We start from the raw sequence: 17,045 nt of genomic DNA on the forward strand, positions 1-17,045 counted from the left end.
CTACCCTACTCGAGCCAGCAGCCGCTCGCGAACCACGAGCAGACACGGCAGGACGGTCAGACAGGCGACGAACGCGAAGGCGATGCTCAGGCCCGTTACCAGTCCGAACCGCCGGAGCGGCGGGGCGAGCGCCAGCGCGAGGACGCCGAACCCCGCCGCCGTCGTCGCCGCGCTCCCCAGGAGCGCCCCGCCGGTGCCGGTGATCGTCGCCGCGAGCGCCGCCTCGAGCGTCGGCCGGCGGTCGCGCTCGTCGACGAACCGCTCGCCGACGTGGATGCTGTAGTCGACGCCCAGCCCGATCGCGAGGCTCGTGATGACGGCCGTCTCGCTGTTGAACGGCAGGTCGAGCAGCGCCATCGTCCCGAGCAGCCACGCGAGGGCGATCACGACCGGAGCGAGCGTGACCGCACCCAGCGAGAGCGCTCGGTGGCGCACCCAGTAGAGGGCCGTCAGGAAGACCAGGATGACTACCAGCGTGATCGCGAAAGCCTGCACGAGCGTCTCGAGGAGCGCGTCCTGAACGACCGCCGTCGTCACCGGTCCGCCGGTGGCGATCGCCGCGACGGGCCCCGCGCGCTCGACGGCGGCCGCGACGTCGCGACTGTCGTCGGCGACGGTCTGGGCGGGGGCGTCCCCCCGAACGGTCACGAGGAGGCGCGCCGATTCGTACGCTCCCTCGTCCGTCCGGTAGAGGACGTCTCCCGCGCGGTCCGCGTCGGCGTCGAACAGGGCGTCGTAGACGCCGGCGACGTCCTCGTCGGGGAGCCCGTCGCCGTCCGTATCGCGCTCCGCGACGGCGGCCGCGACGGACGCGTTCTCGGCGGCGATCTCGCGGACGACCGACGGCGGCCCCTCGACCGCGGTCTCGCCGTCCGGGCCGACGACGACCGTGTCGCCCTCGCCGACCGCGCTGCCGGCCTCGTCCATCGCCGCGAGCGCGTCGGGATCGGTGACGGGCCCGCGTATCAGAATCTGCGTCCGACTTCCCTCGCCCCGCTCGGCGAAGTGCTCGCCGAGGTACGCGGCGTCGCCGCGGATCGTGTACGTATCGGGTGCCAGCGGTCCCGGCAGGGACTTGGCCCACCCGGGCGCGTCCTCGGGGAGGAAATCCGCCTGGTTGAACTCCGTATCGATCCCCGTCGCGCCGTAGGCGCCGCCGGCGGCGAGGAGCAGCGCCGCGAGGATCACCGCGAGCGGGAGCCGCTGGGGAATCGCGACCAGTCGCGAGAGCGCCCGGCCGGTGGCACCCGGTCCCGAGCCGAACGGGCGCTTCGCGCGGTCCCGGTCGAACCGGGACCCGAGGACGTCGTCGATCTCCACCTTCAGCGCCGGCACGAAGACGGCGAAGGCGACGAACGTCGCGAGGATGCCGCCGGCGCTCAGGACGGCGAAGTCCCGCACCGCCCCGAGCGGGCTGACGACGTTCGAGAGGAAGCCGACGCCCGTCGAGACCGTCGCCGCGCCGAGCGCGAGGACGACGCCCGCGAGTCCGAGGGTCATGCCCGCCCGCGGACCGACCGGACCGCCGTTCGCGGTCGCGCTCGCCGTCGGCTCCGGCGCCGCGGCCCCCTCGAGTTCCCCGGCTCTGGCCTCCCGGTAGCGCATGACCACGTGGAGGGCGTAGTCGATACTGAGCCCGATCAGGAGAAACGGCACCGCGATCAGCAGTTGGCTCGAGGGGATCTCGAGCCAGCCCTGCACGCCGGCGAGCCAGGCCATCACGACCCCGATCCCGACGAGTCCGATCAGCACGTCGACGACGTCCCGGTAGGTGACCGCCAGCACGCCCAACACGAGGACGAGCGCGACGGGCGTGATGATCGCGAAGCTGTCGCCGACGGCGTTCGACGACGCCTCGTCGGTGATCCCCTGCCCGAAGACGAACGCGTCGTCGAAGCGCTCGTCGACCCGGTCGGCGAGTTCGACCTGCGCGTCGTAGGCGTTCCGCGGCTCTTCCTCCGGGCCGCTACCGTCGACCTGAAAGACGAACGTGATGCGCGCGTCGGCCGTCGTCTCGCCGGGCTCGTAGTCGGTCGGGAGGAACTCGTACGGGTCCGTTTCCGCACCCGCTCCCCCCGACTGGCCCTGTTGCCCCGCGTCGCTATCGGGGTCGAGCACGTCGGCCAGTAGCGCTTCGACCTCCTCGTCGGAGCGCGACTCGAGCGCCGCGATCTGTTCCTCGAGCGCGGGCGCGCCCGTCTCCGGTGGCTCCGCCCCCGCTTCCGTTCGGTCCTCGTAGACGGCGGCCGTCCCGGCGACGTTCTCGAGGCCGGCGAACCCCTGCTCGTCGAGCGTAGCGTTCAGCTCCTCGTCGTCGCGAACCGCCCGCTGGAGTCGCAGCCCCTCGAGCAGCGACTCGCGGGTGAGCACGTCGCCGCCCTCGTCGCGGACGACCAGCTGGGCGACGATCGCGTCGTCGGTGCCGTAAGTCGCCTCGATCTCCTCGAGCGCGTCGGTTTCCTCGGAGTCGGTCTCGAACTGGCCGATCCCGCCGTCCTCGGGGTCGCCGACCGCAGCGCCGGCGGCGACGACGGCGGTGAGCAAGAGGACCAGGACGACGACGAGCCGACTATGAGAAACGATCCACTCTGCGTACTTCGTCGCGACGGAGCCGCTCATTCGTCACTCACGCTCGATCATCGTCTCCGGCTCCGACCGGACCGCTCATAACGGTTCGGATAGAAATCGGTGTCGTATAATCCGTATCCGATTATGAACACCGATATCGACCGCGAACGGGGGGTTCTCAGCCCCGCGGATCGCGCCTACCTGCTCGGCGACCGCGAGATGAGTCACGACCAGTCGAAGCGGAACGCGGAGGCCCGCATTCGACGGCGCATCCGCGCCGCGATCCTCGACTTCGATCTGTTCTTGCACACGCTGGCCGAGAAGGACCGCCGTCAGGTGTTCGAGGGGGCGGCGACCGACGAGGAGTTCCGCGCCGGGCTCCGGGCGATGCTCGCGTTCGCCTATCTGGGGCTCGAGGAGTCGGGCGCCGACTTCGAAACCGTCCTCGAGCCGGCGGTCAGAAGCTGCGAGGAGTTCCTCGCGGCGAGCGGCGACGAGCGCGTCTCGGTCGACGTGACCTTCGACGTCGAGACGACCGTCGAGTCCTCCCTGTCTGGCGTCGTTTCGCGGCTCGAGGCCGGCGAGCCGGTCACGCCGCGCGAACTCTTCACCGTCGTCATGCAGGGCGATCGCGATCCGGCGGTTCACGACCGGGTTGTAATCGCCGACGCGGACGCGGACGATCTCAGGGACGGGTTTCTCGAGCGGTTGGCGACGTATCTCGGCGGCGAACTACGGTACGTGACCGACTCGAGGGCGGTCATCGACCTCGAGGGCGAGTGAGTCCGGTACCGCTTCGATACGCGTACCCGGCCGAGACGTGAGACCGGCTGCGACCGCCGGCGACCACCAGTCATCGCCGGGACCTATCAGCGACCGCCGACGAGCAGGGCGATTCGGATTATTCGAGCGGTTCAACCGTGATCCGTCCGATGTCCGTTTCGACTCGAAGCTGCGGCCCGCCGTCACCGAGTCGCCCGGTTACTTGCTCCTCGCTTCGGGTCACGTCCTCGAGCGGGAGGTCGTCGACGTCGATCCGCCCCGTGTTCGTCTCCACGCGCAGGTCGGCGTCGACGGCCTCGCTCACGGCGGCGGTTACCCGACCAGTCGACGCCGAGATCGTCGTCTCGCCGTCGATCGCCGGCACTTCGACGTTGATCCGGCCGGTCGAGGTGGACACGTCGCCGAGTCGCTCCGCGTCCCGGATTTCGACCCGGCCCGTGCTCGCCTCGGCGGAGACCGTCCCGTCGACGCCCGCGATATCGACTCGGCCCGTGTCCGCGTCCGCGTGCAGATCGCCCGCGACGTCGCGGACGGTGATCCGTCCCGTACTCGTTTCGATCCGCTCGAGGGCGACCTCGCGGGGGATCTCCGCGTCGACCTCCATCGAGGGGCGACTGGCGAGCCACCCCTCGCTGCCGTCCCACTCCGATCGGAGTTCGAGTCGGCCGTCGGCGAGCTCGGTCTCGAGGGTCAGCTCCTCGAGATCGGTCCGAACCGAGTCGGATTCCTTGACGATTTCGAGGCCCACGTCGTCCCGATCGGCGCCGGCGACCGAAATCCGTCCGATCTCGCTGACGATCGCGATCGACGCGGCGTCCTCGAGGGGGATCGTCTCGCGCTCCTCGCTGCGGTTGTTGACCACCGGAGTCGCTCCGAGACAGCCGGAGAGTCCGAGGAGACCCGCCGTTCCGACGCTCCCGAGCAGTTTCCGCCTAGTCGTGTCGGCGCTCATACGTAATTGCACGGACCGGTCCGACGTTAAGGGGTCGGTCGGTTGGCGATCGGCCAGTCGACCCCCGTGATTTTTGTGTACCGATCGATCCGTCGCCGGTCGATCTCAGCGTGACGAAAAACCTAACACCGTCCCGGGCGGTAACTCCGAAATACGTATGTTCCGTCCGGTCGCGGGTATGGTCGACGCGTTCGACGGCCCGCGAGAGGCGGTTTTCGTAGGGGCGTCCTAGCCCCGCATTCCCCACCCCGATTCGACGGATGTATTGTCGGCGACCAGCATTCACCGAGCAACGACCGGTATCAGCAATGAGTACGCACACCTTCGACGCGACGACGACGCACGGCCGACGCCCCCCGCGGGCGGTGAGAGCATGAGTACGGACGCGCCCGAAACGGACGCCGAGAGCGATCCCGCAGCTCGAGAGCCGACCCTCGAGGGCGGCTACGACCCCGAAGCGGTCGAGGAACGCTGGCAGCAGCGCTGGATCGACGCGGACGTCTACGCCTACGAGAGCGACGCCGAGCGCGACCCCAACACGGTCTACGCGATCGACACGCCGCCGCCGACGGTCTCGGGCAGCCTGCACATGGGCCACCTCTACGGCTCGACCCTGCAGGACTTCGCCGCACGATACCAGCGGATGCACGACGGCGACGTGCTCTTTCCCTTCGGCTACGACGACAACGGGATCGCCAGCGAGCGACTGACCGAGTCGGAACTCGACATCCGCCATCAGGACTACGAGCGCCGCGAGTTCCAGGAGCTCTGCCGCGAGGTCTGTCAGGAGTACGAGGCCGAGTTCACGGAGAAGATGCAGGATCTCGGCACCTCGATCGACTGGAACAACACCTACAAGACGATCGAACCCCGCGTCCAGCGCATCTCGCAGCTCTCCTTCCTCGACCTCTACGAGAAGGGCCGCGAGTACCGCAAGAAGGCCCCCGCGATCTGGTGTCCCGAGTGCGAGACCGCGATCTCGCAGGTCGAGATGGAGGACGACGAGCGCGGCTCGCATTTCAACGACATCGCGTTCGAGGTCGTCGGCGAGGACGCCCCGCGCGAGGAGTTCGTCATCTCCACGACCCGACCCGAACTCATCCCCGCCTGCGTCTCCGTCTTCGTCCACCCCGACGACGAGGACAACCAGGATCTGGTCGGTGAGACCGCTCGCGTCCCGATCTTCGAGCAGGAGGTGCCGATCATCGCGGACGAGCGCGTCGACATGGAGAAGGGCAGCGGCGTCGTGATGTGCTGTACCTTCGGCGACCAGAACGACATCGAGTGGTACCAGGCCCACGACCTGCCGCTGCGCGTGGCCATCGACGAGTCCGCGACGATGACCGACCTCGCCGGCGACTACGAGGGGCTCTCGACCGAGGAGGCCCGCGAGGCCATCGTCGAGGACTTAGACGACGAGGGCTACCTGCGCGACCGCTGGGAGATCACCCACGCGGTCCAGGTCCACGAGCGGTGTGACACGCCCGTCGAGTACCGCGTCTCCAAGCAGTGGTACGTCGAAATCTTAGACCACAAAGAGGAGTACCTCGAGGCCGGCCGGGAGATGGACTGGTACCCCGAGAAGATGTTCAGCCGCTACAAGCACTGGATCGAGGGCCTCGAGTGGGACTGGCTGATCTCCCGCCAGCGCGACTCGGGGATTCCGTTCCCGGTCTGGTACTGCGCGGAGTGCGACCACGAGATCATGGCCGACCGCGAGGAGCTGCCGGTCGACCCGCTCTCGGACGAGCCGTCGGTCGACGCGTGTCCCGAGTGCGGCCACGACGACTTCGTCGCCGAAGAGGACGTCTTCGACACCTGGGCGACCTCCTCGCTGACGCCGCTGATCAACGCGGGCTGGGACTGGGACGAAGACGCCGAGGAGTTCGCGATGGAGAAACCGGAGCTGTACCCGTTCGACCTCCGTCCACAGGGCCACGACATCATCTCGTTCTGGCTGTTCCACACCATCGTCAAGTGCTACGAGCACACCGGCGAGGTGCCCTTCGACGCGACGATGATCAACGGCCACGTCTTAGACGAGAACCGCGAGAAGATGTCCAAGTCCCGCGGTAACGTGGTCGAACCCGACGAGGTGCTCGCGGACTTCCCCGTCGACGCCGTCCGCTTCTGGGCCGCGAGCGCGGCGGTCGGCGACGACTTCCCGTACCAGGAGAAGGACTTGACGGCAGGTGAAAAACTCCTGCGCAAGCTCTGGAACGCCTCGAAGCTCGTCGACACGCTCGCGCCCCGCGAGCCCGAGGAACCCGCGGCGCTCGAGGCGATCGACCGCTGGCTGCTGGCGGAACTCGACGACGCCGTCGAGGACCTCACCGCCCACCTCGAGGAGTACGAGTTCGCGAAGGCCCGCGACCGCCTGCGCACGTTCTTCTGGAACACGTTCTGTGACGACTACCTCGAGATCGCCAAGACCCGCGAGGACGAGCCCTCGACGCAGTACGCGCTGCGGACGGCCCACCGGACCTTCCTCGAGCTGTGGGCGCCGTTCCTGCCCCACGCGACCGAGGAGATCTGGCAGGCCGTCTACGCCGACGACGGGAGCGACCTCGAGGACAGCAGCATCCACGTCCGCGACTGGCCCAGCCCGCAGGGCCACGAGGCCGACCTCGAGGCGGGCGAGGCCGCCATGGAGGTCATCTCGGCGCTGCGCCGCTACAAGAGCGAGAACCAGCTGCCGCTGAACGCCGACCTCGAGTCGGTGTCGGTCTACGGCCCCATCGAGGGCTTCGAGGACGCCATCCAGAACGTGATGCACGTCCGGGACCTGACCGTCCTCGAGGAGGAACCCGAGGTCACCACCGAGATCGCGTCGATCGACCTCGACTACTCGACGCTCGGGCCGAAGTTCGGCTCGAAGGTCGGCGAGATCGATTCGGGGATCGAGAGCGGCGACTACGAAATCGACGAGGACGAGGGCGTTCTTCGGGTCGCCGGCGAGGAACTCGAGGCCGACCTCTTCGAGGTCGAACGCGAGCGCTCCTACTCCGGCGCGGGCGAGATGATCGAGACCGAGTCGGCGGTCGTCATCCTCGAGTAGCTACGTCGACCTCGGCGAACCGGTCGCTCCGCTTCTCTCGTCGTTCGACTCGAGACACCGTTTTGCGACCGACAGCGTCGCCCGACCGCGTCGGTAATCGTCAGTGACTGTGGGTGTCGGCGAACAGTTTCTCGTCGCGTTCTCCGTCGATCGGACGGCTGACGACCGTGAACGAGGGCGATCGAGCGACTTCTGAGCGGACTGGTGCCGAGGACGACCGTCTCGGGTGCTTTCGACCGGCAGCCGACGTGCCCCGCCGATGGTCTCCGAAACTGGCCGATCACAATTCCAGGTATGTCCGACTATCCTGTGCGAATACGCGATATTACCCAACGTCCAAGAAATAAGTACGGTTGTAAAGAAACGTTTATCGTCCCAATCGCCCATTCGTCTATCGTGCTCTGCTGAAGTCGTTCGTCGCCGCCGAGTCGCGGGTAGTCGCGTAAGCCGAGTACAGAGCACCATGACAACAGAGACGTCGAACGCGGAATCACGGACCGGTACCGACTCGCTCCAAGCGAACACGATCTTCGAGCTGTTGCTCGACGAGCAGCGGCGCGACGCGCTGTATTACTTGTCGGGGAAAGTGGGCGCGGTCGCCCTGGAGGACCTCGTGGCGCAGGTCGCACTCCGGGACGGCGAGGCGTCGGGGACGCGAGTCGACGCGATCACGGCCGGGTTCCGTCACAATCACCTGCCGAAACTGATCGACGCGGCGGTCGTGCGGTACGACACGGACGCGGGGACGGTCGAACGCCGTCCGGAGGCGGCGGCGCTCGATCCGTTCCTCCAGCTCGCGCGGCGATACGAACCGTAATCGCCCGCTATCGACCCGCGCGATCCGCCGAGACGCCCCCGCGGGCCGCTTCGCACTTTTTGACGCGGATCGCGAGCGCGAGGAAGACGGCGAGCAGCGCGAACGTCACCTCGCCGGCGGCGACGACGCCGAGCGCGTCCGCGCCGAGGAACATCGGCTCGTCCCCCGGGACGGGGACGGCCGTGTGGTGTGGCCCGCCGACGATCGGCACGAAGTAATCGACGATCAGGTTGCTGCCGTACCACGCGACCGCCACAGCGACGCCCCACACGGGGAAATCGGAGATTCGGTGGAGGACGAACGCCTGGACGACCATCGCGAGGTGACTCCAGAAGAGGAACTGGTACATCAGCGGGTCGAGATAGCTGTAGGCGTCGGCGAACGCGAGTAGCGTGTACGGCGTCCACAGACCCAGAATGACGTTGCCGAAGAACGCCAGCGACGTCAGCCACGGCTGTTCGTACCCCAGCTTCCAGCAGGCGATCGCCAGCGCGATCAGCAGCGTCGCCATCGGGCTGTCGGGCACCCACGGCCACATCACCGCCGGCGTCTCGCCGAGCTGGGGGCCGTAGTACCAGAAGCCGAAGGCCGTCCCCGCGAGGTTAATCGCCACGACCAGCCACGCGAACCGCAGCCCGAGGTCCTCGAGGGTCTTCGGAACTGGCGTGAGATAGGTCGGCAGCGGCTCCCGGTCGGGCAGCGTGGACGACGCGAACATCGGTTCACTCGGCGTGACGGTCGACACTCGCAAAACAGTAGCGGTTGGTGACTCTCAGTCGAGTCGCGGTCGAGTGGGCAACGGCAGCACCGTCGGACTCGAGATCCCGACGACTCCGTCCGTCACTCTGCCGGTTCGTCCGCGTCGACCCGTCGGCGCAGCCACTCGAGACCGAGCGCGCCGCTGACGAGCCCCGTTCCGGTCGTGAAGCCCGGAACACCGTCGTCAGCGCCGTCGTCGCCGTCCTCGCCGTCGTCGCCGTCCCCGCCGTCGGTCGTCTCGTTTTCCGTCTCGTCCGCGGTACCGGTGTTCTCGCCGTCGCTGCCCGCGTCACCGTCGTCCTCGAGAGAGCCGTCGTCGTCGCTGCCGGCGTTTCCGTCGTCACTGCTTCCGCTTTCGTTACGACTCCCATCGTCAGCGCTGTCGTCGGTACTGCTCTCGTCGTCAGCACCCCCATCGTTGCTGCTCTCGTTGTCACTGGTGTTTTCATCGCCACTGCTCCCGTCGTCGTCAGCGTCTCCACGGCCGTCATCATCGCTGTCGGAGTCGTCGCTCTCGTCCGCGTCTCCGTCCTCGGTACCGTCGTCCTGTTCGTCGTCTCCGTTCGCACCGTCTTCATCGGCCCCATCCTCGTCGGCGTCCGTTTCTTCGCGGAGCGCGACGAGTTCGCCGTCGTGATCGACGTAGATCGTCTCGCCGCTGATCGCGCGAATGTGTCCGACCGGTGCGTCGTCTTTCGAGAGCGTCCACTTCTCGCTCCCGTCGCGTTTGTCGAGCGCGACGAGTTTCTGATCGTAATCCCGGTCTCCGTAATTGTGCGCGTCCGCCCAAAAGTAGACGTAGACGGTCTCGCCGCTGATAACGGCCTGTCCGTAGGTGTACGTAACGTCGAGCTCCCAGTCGTACTCGTCGCCGTGGATCGAAGTACTGCCGTAGCCGTAATCGCCTGCTGAAAGCACGGATTCATTGCCGAGCGTCCCTGTGGAATACGGCCCGACCAGACCCAACCCACTGCCGGTTTGTGCATCGTAGAAGGGGAGTTCCTCCCCCGGAAGATCGGCGAGAACCGCCGTCTCAGTCGCGTAGAGGGCATCTCCTCCTGTCCAGTGCCATGTCTGCCAGATGGTCTCTCCGGTCGCGGGATCGAACGCGAGAACGCCGTACTGCGTTTCGGCGTACACGACGCCGTTCATCGCGGCGGGTCCGGGGGTGAATTCGGACTCCTGTTCGTCACCATTTCTTGACTCGACGACAGCCGTGTCTCTCTGCCATCGGACCGATCCGTCGTCGGCCTCGAGGGCGTACAGCGTCCCGTCGACGACGACGAAGACGCCGTCGTACGCCACCGTGTGGCTACTCGTCCTCTCCCCGGGGTCGAGGTCGCTCTCCCAGCGGACGCTACCGTCTTCTCGATCGATCGCCACGATATCGCCGCCGTTGAGGTATACCATCTCGCCGGCTACCGCGGGGTCACCCGCGTCGACGTCGGTGTTCTCCCAGACGAGCGAGCCGTCGGCCGCGTCGAGGGCGACGACACCGTCCGCGGTCGTCGTGTACACGGTGTCGTCGGCGACCGCGACGGAGCCGTCGTGGTCGACGGTCCAAGCGGCCTCGAGGTCGCCGTCGAACTCGTAGCCGTCTGGGATGAACCTCGCATGACCGGCGTCACCGCGGTAGGACGCCCAGTCTTCGTCCGCCATCTCGGGATTCGGATCCAACTCCGGGTTCGGGAGGTCGTCGGTTTCGGACGCTCCCACACCGATCGACGCGAGCCCACCGACCGAGAGCGCTGCACCTGTCGCCAGTACCGAACGGCGATGCCATTCTTCCATACCGCTATCCGTACGGGATACTGTCGTTACTATCTGGTATCTAAGTTATAATTATAGCTCACGGAACCGTTTCGAACGACACCCTTGTACTTTAGCGGGTAGCGTTCGTCGATCGGCGCATGCAGCGCAGTCCCGACGGCCGATCTCGAGTATTCCTCTCGACTGGCCGCGAGAGGTCCTCACGCTCGAGTTCGCCTTCGGGATGGGCGAGATGACGGTCCCGGTTCGACGTAGTCGGTCGGGTCACACCTCTGAACGGCCGCTCTCTGTGTTCGTGATCACACCCGAGTCGGCTGTGCGACGTTCCGACATCCGGTACCGCCGCGGCGGCAGCGAATCCGGCGATAGCTCGGCAACGGATCGCGGTCGGACGGCCGGCATGTCACGGAATCGTTTCACCGGCGTGACGTTCGAAACGCGCAAAACAGTAGTGAGCCGCGACTATCCGCCACGATCGTTATACCGATGTACCGTCAGGTGAGCCCGTGTGTCGCTCGGACGGCGGACGGGTCCGATCGATAACGATCAACCGGTTTCGATACGGCCGGTCGGCCGCGTACGGCGGACGAACGCGGCCGACGCGTTCTGCTCTCGCGCCGCAGTCTCACTCGACGCCTCGAGCGCGTCTCGTTTCCGTGGCTATCGGAGCGCGGTCAGCTCGGCGTAGGCGTAGAAGTTGGCGGTCGAGGATCTATCGCGGGCCCAGATGCCCTCGAGAACCTGGAACGAACCGCCGTCGTAGGGCCAGTCGGGGTCCTCGTTGTAGGCGCCGCGGTCGTACTCTCCATCGGCGTTGATGAGGACGATGTACTCCTCACCGGCCTGAAGATCGTGCTCGATCTGGAAGGTATCACCGGGACCGAGACCGGAGACGTCCGTCGTCGTGAGCGTGTTGCCGAGCCCGTCGGCGAGCTCCGCGGTATCCGCGCCCGTGGTCTGCTCGGAGATCGTCAACTCGAGGCCTGCGAGGTCGTCTTCGACCGCGATCCGAACCCCGCTGGGAGTGGTCGTGTCGGGCGTCACCCGCGTGTCCGCGGGCCTGTCGACGCTCCCTGCGACGCCCTCGTTATCGTCATCATCGTTGCCGTCGTCCGGGAGCGCAGTTAGCTCGGCGTAGGCGTAGAAGTTAGCGGTCGAGGATCTATCGCGGGCCCAGATGCCCTCGAGGACTTGGAAGGAACCGCCGTCGTACGGCCAGTCGGGGTCCTCGTTGTAGGCACCGCGGTCGTACGTTTCGTCGGCATTGATGAGGACGAGGTACTCCTGACCGGCCCGGAGGTCGTGCTCAATCCGGAAGCTGTCGCCGGGACCGAGATCCGAGATGTCGACCGTCGTGAGCGTGTTGCCGAGCCCGTCGGCGAGCTCGGCTCTGTCCGCACCCGTTGTCTGATCGGAGATTGTGAGTTCGAGGCCCATGAGGTCTTCTTCGACCGAGATCCGGACGCCGCTCGGAGTGGTCGTGTCGGGCGTCACTCGCGTGTCCGCGGGCCTGTCGACGGTCCCTGTGACGTCTCCGTCTCCGTCTCCGTCGCCGTCGCTCTCCGCGATCGCGGTTAGCTCGGTGTAGGCGTAGAAGTTCTGGGTCGAACTCCTGTCGCGGGCCCAGATACCCTCGAGGACTTCGAAGGAGCCGCCGTCGTAGGGCCAGTCGGGATTCTCGTTGTAGGCGCCGCGGTCGTACTCTCCATCGGCGTTGATGAGGACGAGGTACTCCTCGCCGGCCTGAAAATCGTGCTCGATCTGGAACGTGTCGCCGGGACCGAGACCGGAGACGTCCGTCGTCGTGAGCGTGCTGCCGAGCCCGTCGGCGAGCTCTGCGGTATCCGCGCCCGTGGTCTGCTCGGAGATCGTCAACTCGAGTCCGACGAGGTCTTCTTTGACTGCGATTCGAACGCCACTCGGGGTGGTCGTGTCGGGCGTGACTCGCGTGTCAGCGGGCCTGTCCACAGTCCCTTTCCTCTGGACGTTATCATCGGAATCTGCTGCACTGACTCCGATCGAAGCGAGTCCGCTGGCCGAAAGCGCTGCACCTGTCGCCAGCACCGAACGGCGATGCCATTTTGCCATGCACTCGTCGGTGAGGAGGGCAATTGCCATCACTATCCAGTTGGTAGAGAATAGTTTTTAATCTAACAACTGTTCCAGGCGGGGCGACGAGCCGCGAGCCGGCGGAATACGGGTGTCCGAAAAGACGCCCCCGGTTGCCGTGTCGTACACGACTCGGATCGATAGTCTCGCTGCCGGGGGAGTATCGGTCCGAAGCGTCGAGGGAGAGGGAAACGACTCCGACCGACCATCGCCCTTTAGCGGGTAGACGATGTCGATCGTCGCATGCACCCCGGAACTGCCGGCCGAACTCGAGTCGCGCTCTCGACCGGCCACGAGATCGATCTCCCGCTCGAGCTCGAGTTCGCGATGGGCGGCGTGACCGTGCCGGCCCGACGCGACCGACTCGAGGCGCTCCTGCCGGACGGCCTCTCCGCGCTCGCGGTCGCACCCGGACTCAGTTGCGTGACGTTCGTCGGAATCCGGTATCACCGCGTCGGCGGTCGGTTCGACGATACCGAGGGCGACGGCGCGCTCGAGCCCTACGACGAGTTCGCGGTCATCGTCCCCGCGGTCCGGAACGGGCGGACCGACGCCCCGATCGCACAACTGGCCGGCGGCGAGGTCGGCGGTTACGTCCACTGGCTGCCGGTCACGACCGATGCTTCGGTCGCGCTCGGCCGCGAGATCTGGGGGTATCCGAAGGAGCGAGCCGACATCGAAATCGACGACGGGTCCCAGCGGTTCCAGTGCGTCGTCGCCGAGGATTCCGACGACGGTCGAGGGCGGGAACGGGTTCGACTCGCGGTCGCTCCGCCCCGCACTCGAGTCGGCACTGATCACCGCGAGCGGACGCTGTGGAGCTACACGACCAAGGACGGCGACCTCCTGCGGACGCGGGCCGAGATCTGGGGCGAAATCGCGCTCGGAACCCCGATCGGCGCGACGCTCGAGGTCGATCCCGAACTGCGCGCGGAACTGGGCTGTCGGCCTCGACCGATCGCGCGACTGTCCGGGTCTCGAGTGCGTGCACGGCTGCATCCGGGCGAACCGGTCGGCGACGTGTGACCGGCGGCGTTCGATCCGCGAATACGGTGTCGGAGATCCGTCACGTTGTGGCTCGGACGCGAACGGACACGCGTAAGTGCAGTGGCTCACAACTGCGTACTATGACTGACGAAACCGAGACCGATCTCGACGAACTCCGACGCGGGACCGACCTCGTCAAGCGCGGCTTCGCTCAGATGCAGAAGGGCGGCGTCATCATGGACGTCGTCAACAAAGAGCAGGCTCGCATCGCCGAGGACGCCGGCGCGGTCGCCGTGATGGCGCTGGAAGCGGTCCCGGCGGACATCCGCAAACGCGGCGGCGTCGCCCGGATGGCCGACCCCGCCGACGTCGAGGAGATCGTGAACGAAGTGTCGATCCCGGTGATGGGCAAATCGCGGATCGGCCACACGAAGGAGGCCCAGATCTTAGAGGCCGTCGGCGTCGACATGATCGACGAGTCCGAGGTGCTCACGCCCGCCGACGACGCCTACCACATCGACAAGCGCGACTTCACCGCACCGTTCGTCTGCGGCGCCCGCGACTTAGGCGAGGCGCTGCGCCGGATCGACGAGGGCGCGGCGATGATCCGCACCAAGGGCGAGGCCGGCACCGGCGACGTCAACCAGGCCGTCCACCACCAGCGGACGATCAAGGGCGCGATCCGCGAACTCGAGGGCATGAAACACGAGGAGCGCGAGGCCTACGCCCGCGAGATCGAGGCGCCCGCGGAACTGGTCCACGAGACCGCCGAGATGGGCCGGCTGCCGGTCGTCAACTTCGCGGCGGGCGGCATCGCGACGCCGGCCGACGCCGCGCTCATGATGCACCACGAGTGCGACGGCATCTTCGTCGGCAGCGGCATCTTCGGCGCCGAGAACCCGCCCGCGATGGCCGAAGCGATCGTCGAGGCGACGAACAACTGGGACGACCCCGAGCGACTCGCCGAAATCTCGAAGAACCTCGGCAAGGGGATGAAAGGCGACGCGAACGCCGATCTCCCCGAAGAGGAGAAGCTGCAGGGTCGCGGCGTCTAACCGACCGGCGGCGAACCCCGTTTTCGGTACGGACGGTCCCGACGTGCGACCGATCGGCAAGCGACTCCGTTATCTCCGTCTAGCGCCTCTATTCCGTATGAGTCAGATGTCTCCATCTACCGGCGAGCAGCTGTCGGACCGGCTCGAAGCGGGAACCACACGGTTGATCCGGGAAACCACCGACGGCGAGCCGTCCGATTCGCTGTCGGCGACGGCGGCCGAACTATGGGACGTCGTCGCGGAAGTCGACGACCTCATCGAGACGATCGATCTCGAGAATCTGCCGGACGTCGTCGAGACGTCGGCGTTACCGGATCTCCTCGAGCTAGACGAACTTTCCGACGCGATTCGCGAGCAGGATCTGGACCAGGTGCTGGATCTCAGCACGATTCGACGCGCCGTCAACCTTCGCGAACTCTGGAACACCGTCGACCTCGTCGATTTCCAGAGGGAGCTACGACAACTCGAGGCTGAACTCGAGGACGTCGTCGGTCCCGACGCGCTTGACTCCTCGGGCGACTCCGAGGCAGCAGCGGAAGTGAGGTCGTTCGTCGACGAGATAAAACCCGACGCGGCGGACGCGGCGATCCAGCAGAAGGCGAAAAAGGCCGCCAAAACGGCGCGGAACGGGGTCATCGAGGGACACTCGAAATTCGAGACCCTGTACGAGTCGAAGCAACGAGGCTCCGGCTACGCCGGCCGGAAACCGGTGTCGAATAACCCGACTGCGGTCTCGTCGGTCCCCTACGGCCCGCTCCCGGCCGGCATCTCCACGCGCGTGTCGACCGTGCCGGGGAACGTTCGCGGGGCCAAAGTCAACGCGCTTCCGCGGATCTACGGACGTCGCTGGAAGACGGCTCGCAGACCGCGGTAGTTCGAGGCTACCACCACGTCTCCGGCGGTGAAACGAACCCCGCTTCGACGAGCGCGAGAAACGCGAGATACGTCACCGCTCCGCCACAGAACAGCGACAGCACGACCTCCGGTGCGGCGGTGGCGCCGACGGCGACGACGATCAGCGCCGCGGCGAGGGACAGTCCCTCCACGAGCGGTCGTTCCCAGTAGTCCCGAACGGTCTCGTACGCCCGAGCGGCCACGAGTTCGAAGACGACCGCGCCGAGTCCACCGAGAGCGACTGCGAGGAGCGATAGCGACGCGTCGACGAGGACGAACGCGATCCCGACGGCGGCGAGAACGAGTGTCGCGAGCGCGGCGTCGGTTCGGGTCCCCATGGGTTCGTTCGACTCGAGAGGACTGGAGACAGGAATCGACGATCAGTCCCGATACAGCGTCGCGCCCTCGCCGATGCGGGTCTGGTAGGCGCGACTCTCGATGCCGAGGGCGTCGAAGGCGTCGATCATCGCCGCCGCGATCGCGCCCTGGTCGGGGCGGTGACAGGCCGCGAGGATGCCCGGCCCGGCGCCGCTGACGGTGACGCCCGTCGCGCCAGCCTCGAGGGCGGCGTCTCGAACGCGGTCGTAGCCGTCGATCAGGGCGGTGCGTTCGGGGGTGACGATGGCGTCTTCCATCCCGCGGCCGACGAGGTCGGGATCGTCCCGGGTCATCCCGACGGTCAGCGTCGCGGCGTTGCCGACGGTGTCGACGACGTCCTCGAGGGCGGCCGAATCGGGGACGACCTCGCGCGCGTCGCGCGTGGAAACGGACATTTCCGGGAGGCAGGCGACGACGGGGATCGAGGCGTCGAGTTGCGTGACGCCGTCGTCGGTGACGACGGTGAAGCCACCTAGCAGCGAGGGGGCGACGTTGTCGGCGTGGGCTTCGCCGGAGACGAGCGCCTCGCCCTCGGCGGCGACGGGGACGAGCTCCGCCCGGGAGAGTCCGCGGTCGTAGAGCGCGTTGAGGGCGACGGCCGCGGCGGCCGCGCTGGCCGCCGAGGAGCCGAGCCCCGAGGCGGGACGGATGCCCTTGTCGATCTTGATGTGGGCCGGCGCGTCGAGGGCGTCGGCGACCGCTCCGACGGTGTTCTGGGCCGGATCCTCCGGAATGTACTGGCTGCCGGCGCCGGTCACGGTGATCCGCGTTTCCGGCGCGCGTTCGACTCGGACCACGTCGGCGGGCGTGCCGAGGGCGACACCGAAGACGTCGAAGCCACTCCCGAGGTTCGCACTCGTCGCGGGTGCCCGCACGGTGAGCATGCCGATTCCTTCCGAGACGGCAGGCAAAAAG

The 17,045-nt window shown here is 67.2% G+C and carries 13 protein-coding genes; 6 read left to right on the forward strand and 7 right to left on the reverse strand.

Annotated elements, in window-relative coordinates:
* Window positions 1-2,619: an efflux RND transporter permease subunit gene (locus HTZ84_RS19990; protein ID WP_174682267.1), complete on the reverse strand. Its 2,619-nt coding sequence runs from the start codon at window positions 2,617-2,619 to the stop codon at window positions 1-3.
* A 93-nt stretch (window positions 2,620-2,712) separates the two neighbouring features.
* Here HTZ84_RS19990 and HTZ84_RS19995 point away from each other — a divergent pair, with 93 nt between their 5' ends.
* Window positions 2,713-3,351, forward strand: coding sequence for a hypothetical protein (locus HTZ84_RS19995; protein ID WP_174682268.1), 639 nt, complete (start codon window positions 2,713-2,715; stop codon window positions 3,349-3,351).
* Window positions 3,352-3,469: 118 nt separating this feature from the next.
* Here the strand turns inward: HTZ84_RS19995 and HTZ84_RS20000 are convergent, their stop codons facing one another.
* A complete protein-coding gene (locus tag HTZ84_RS20000; protein WP_174682269.1) occupies window positions 3,470-4,303 on the reverse strand; it encodes a DUF4097 family beta strand repeat-containing protein in 834 nt (277 codons plus the stop codon).
* A 373-nt stretch (window positions 4,304-4,676) separates the two neighbouring features.
* On the opposite strand from HTZ84_RS20000, the gene HTZ84_RS20005 reads away from it, so the two are divergent.
* Together HTZ84_RS20005 and HTZ84_RS20010 are read left to right on the forward strand one after the other, a co-directional pair.
* Window positions 4,677-7,361, forward strand: coding sequence for a valine--tRNA ligase (locus HTZ84_RS20005; RefSeq protein ID WP_254611790.1), 2,685 nt, complete (start codon window positions 4,677-4,679; stop codon window positions 7,359-7,361).
* A gap of 463 nt (window positions 7,362-7,824) precedes the next feature.
* Entirely contained in the window at window positions 7,825-8,178 is a 354-nt protein-coding gene (locus tag HTZ84_RS20010) for a DUF7344 domain-containing protein (RefSeq protein ID WP_174682271.1), read from the forward strand.
* Between the two features lie 7 nt (window positions 8,179-8,185).
* Here HTZ84_RS20010 and HTZ84_RS20015 read toward each other — a convergent pair whose 3' ends face one another.
* From HTZ84_RS20015 to HTZ84_RS20025, 3 genes are all read right to left on the reverse strand, one after another.
* On the reverse strand, window positions 8,186-8,896 hold the full coding sequence (locus HTZ84_RS20015) for a DUF1405 domain-containing protein (protein ID WP_174682272.1): 711 nt from the start codon (window positions 8,894-8,896) through the stop codon (window positions 8,186-8,188).
* A 122-nt stretch (window positions 8,897-9,018) separates the two neighbouring features.
* Window positions 9,019-10,653, reverse strand: coding sequence for an outer membrane protein assembly factor BamB family protein (locus HTZ84_RS20020; RefSeq protein ID WP_309138882.1), 1,635 nt, complete (start codon window positions 10,651-10,653; stop codon window positions 9,019-9,021).
* 714 nt (window positions 10,654-11,367) lie between these two features.
* Window positions 11,368-12,675 (reverse strand): hypothetical protein, encoded by a 1,308-nt coding sequence (locus HTZ84_RS20025; RefSeq protein ID WP_174682274.1) that lies wholly within the window; start codon window positions 12,673-12,675, stop codon window positions 11,368-11,370.
* Window positions 12,676-13,059: 384 nt separating this feature from the next.
* Here HTZ84_RS20025 and HTZ84_RS20030 point away from each other — a divergent pair, with 384 nt between their 5' ends.
* The 3 genes from HTZ84_RS20030 to HTZ84_RS20040 all read left to right on the forward strand — a co-directional run bounded on the left by HTZ84_RS20030 (window position 13,060) and on the right by HTZ84_RS20040 (window position 15,732).
* Window positions 13,060-13,842, forward strand: coding sequence for an acetoacetate decarboxylase family protein (locus tag HTZ84_RS20030; RefSeq protein WP_174682275.1), 783 nt, complete (start codon window positions 13,060-13,062; stop codon window positions 13,840-13,842).
* A 101-nt stretch (window positions 13,843-13,943) separates the two neighbouring features.
* Complete coding sequence (pdxS, locus tag HTZ84_RS20035; protein WP_174682276.1) at window positions 13,944-14,858, forward strand: pyridoxal 5'-phosphate synthase lyase subunit PdxS; 915 nt, start codon at window positions 13,944-13,946, stop codon at window positions 14,856-14,858.
* 97 nt (window positions 14,859-14,955) lie between these two features.
* Window positions 14,956-15,732 (forward strand): hypothetical protein, encoded by a 777-nt coding sequence (locus tag HTZ84_RS20040; protein WP_174682277.1) that lies wholly within the window; start codon window positions 14,956-14,958, stop codon window positions 15,730-15,732.
* Window positions 15,733-15,739: 7 nt separating this feature from the next.
* Here HTZ84_RS20040 and HTZ84_RS20045 read toward each other — a convergent pair whose 3' ends face one another.
* Complete coding sequence (locus HTZ84_RS20045) at window positions 15,740-16,090, reverse strand: hypothetical protein (protein ID WP_174682278.1); 351 nt, start codon at window positions 16,088-16,090, stop codon at window positions 15,740-15,742.
* A 42-nt stretch (window positions 16,091-16,132) separates the two neighbouring features.
* Window positions 16,133-17,014, reverse strand: coding sequence for a homoserine kinase (locus HTZ84_RS20050; RefSeq protein WP_174682279.1), 882 nt, complete (start codon window positions 17,012-17,014; stop codon window positions 16,133-16,135).
* Window positions 17,015-17,045 lie beyond the last annotated feature (31 nt).

The organism is Haloterrigena gelatinilytica (assembly GCF_013342145.1).
In the GTDB taxonomy this organism is placed as follows: domain Archaea; phylum Halobacteriota; class Halobacteria; order Halobacteriales; family Natrialbaceae; genus Haloterrigena; species Haloterrigena gelatinilytica.

Coding starts and splice junctions, on each gene's coding strand:
- HTZ84_RS19990 (WP_174682267.1), bottom strand. CDS start 2,619: ATGAGCGGCTCCGTCGCGACGAAGTACGCAGAGTGGATCGTTTCTCAT.
- HTZ84_RS19995 (WP_174682268.1), top strand. CDS start 2,713: ATGAACACCGATATCGACCGCGAACGGGGGGTTCTCAGCCCCGCGGAT.
- HTZ84_RS20000 (WP_174682269.1), bottom strand. CDS start 4,303: ATGAGCGCCGACACGACTAGGCGGAAACTGCTCGGGAGCGTCGGAACG.
- HTZ84_RS20005 (WP_254611790.1), top strand. CDS start 4,677: ATGAGTACGGACGCGCCCGAAACGGACGCCGAGAGCGATCCCGCAGCT.
- HTZ84_RS20010 (WP_174682271.1), top strand. CDS start 7,825: ATGACAACAGAGACGTCGAACGCGGAATCACGGACCGGTACCGACTCG.
- HTZ84_RS20015 (WP_174682272.1), bottom strand. CDS start 8,896: ATGTTCGCGTCGTCCACGCTGCCCGACCGGGAGCCGCTGCCGACCTAT.
- HTZ84_RS20030 (WP_174682275.1), top strand. CDS start 13,060: ATGCACCCCGGAACTGCCGGCCGAACTCGAGTCGCGCTCTCGACCGGC.
- pdxS (WP_174682276.1), top strand. CDS start 13,944: ATGACTGACGAAACCGAGACCGATCTCGACGAACTCCGACGCGGGACC.
- HTZ84_RS20040 (WP_174682277.1), top strand. CDS start 14,956: ATGAGTCAGATGTCTCCATCTACCGGCGAGCAGCTGTCGGACCGGCTC.
- HTZ84_RS20045 (WP_174682278.1), bottom strand. CDS start 16,090: ATGGGGACCCGAACCGACGCCGCGCTCGCGACACTCGTTCTCGCCGCC.
- HTZ84_RS20050 (WP_174682279.1), bottom strand. CDS start 17,014: ATGCTCACCGTGCGGGCACCCGCGACGAGTGCGAACCTCGGGAGTGGC.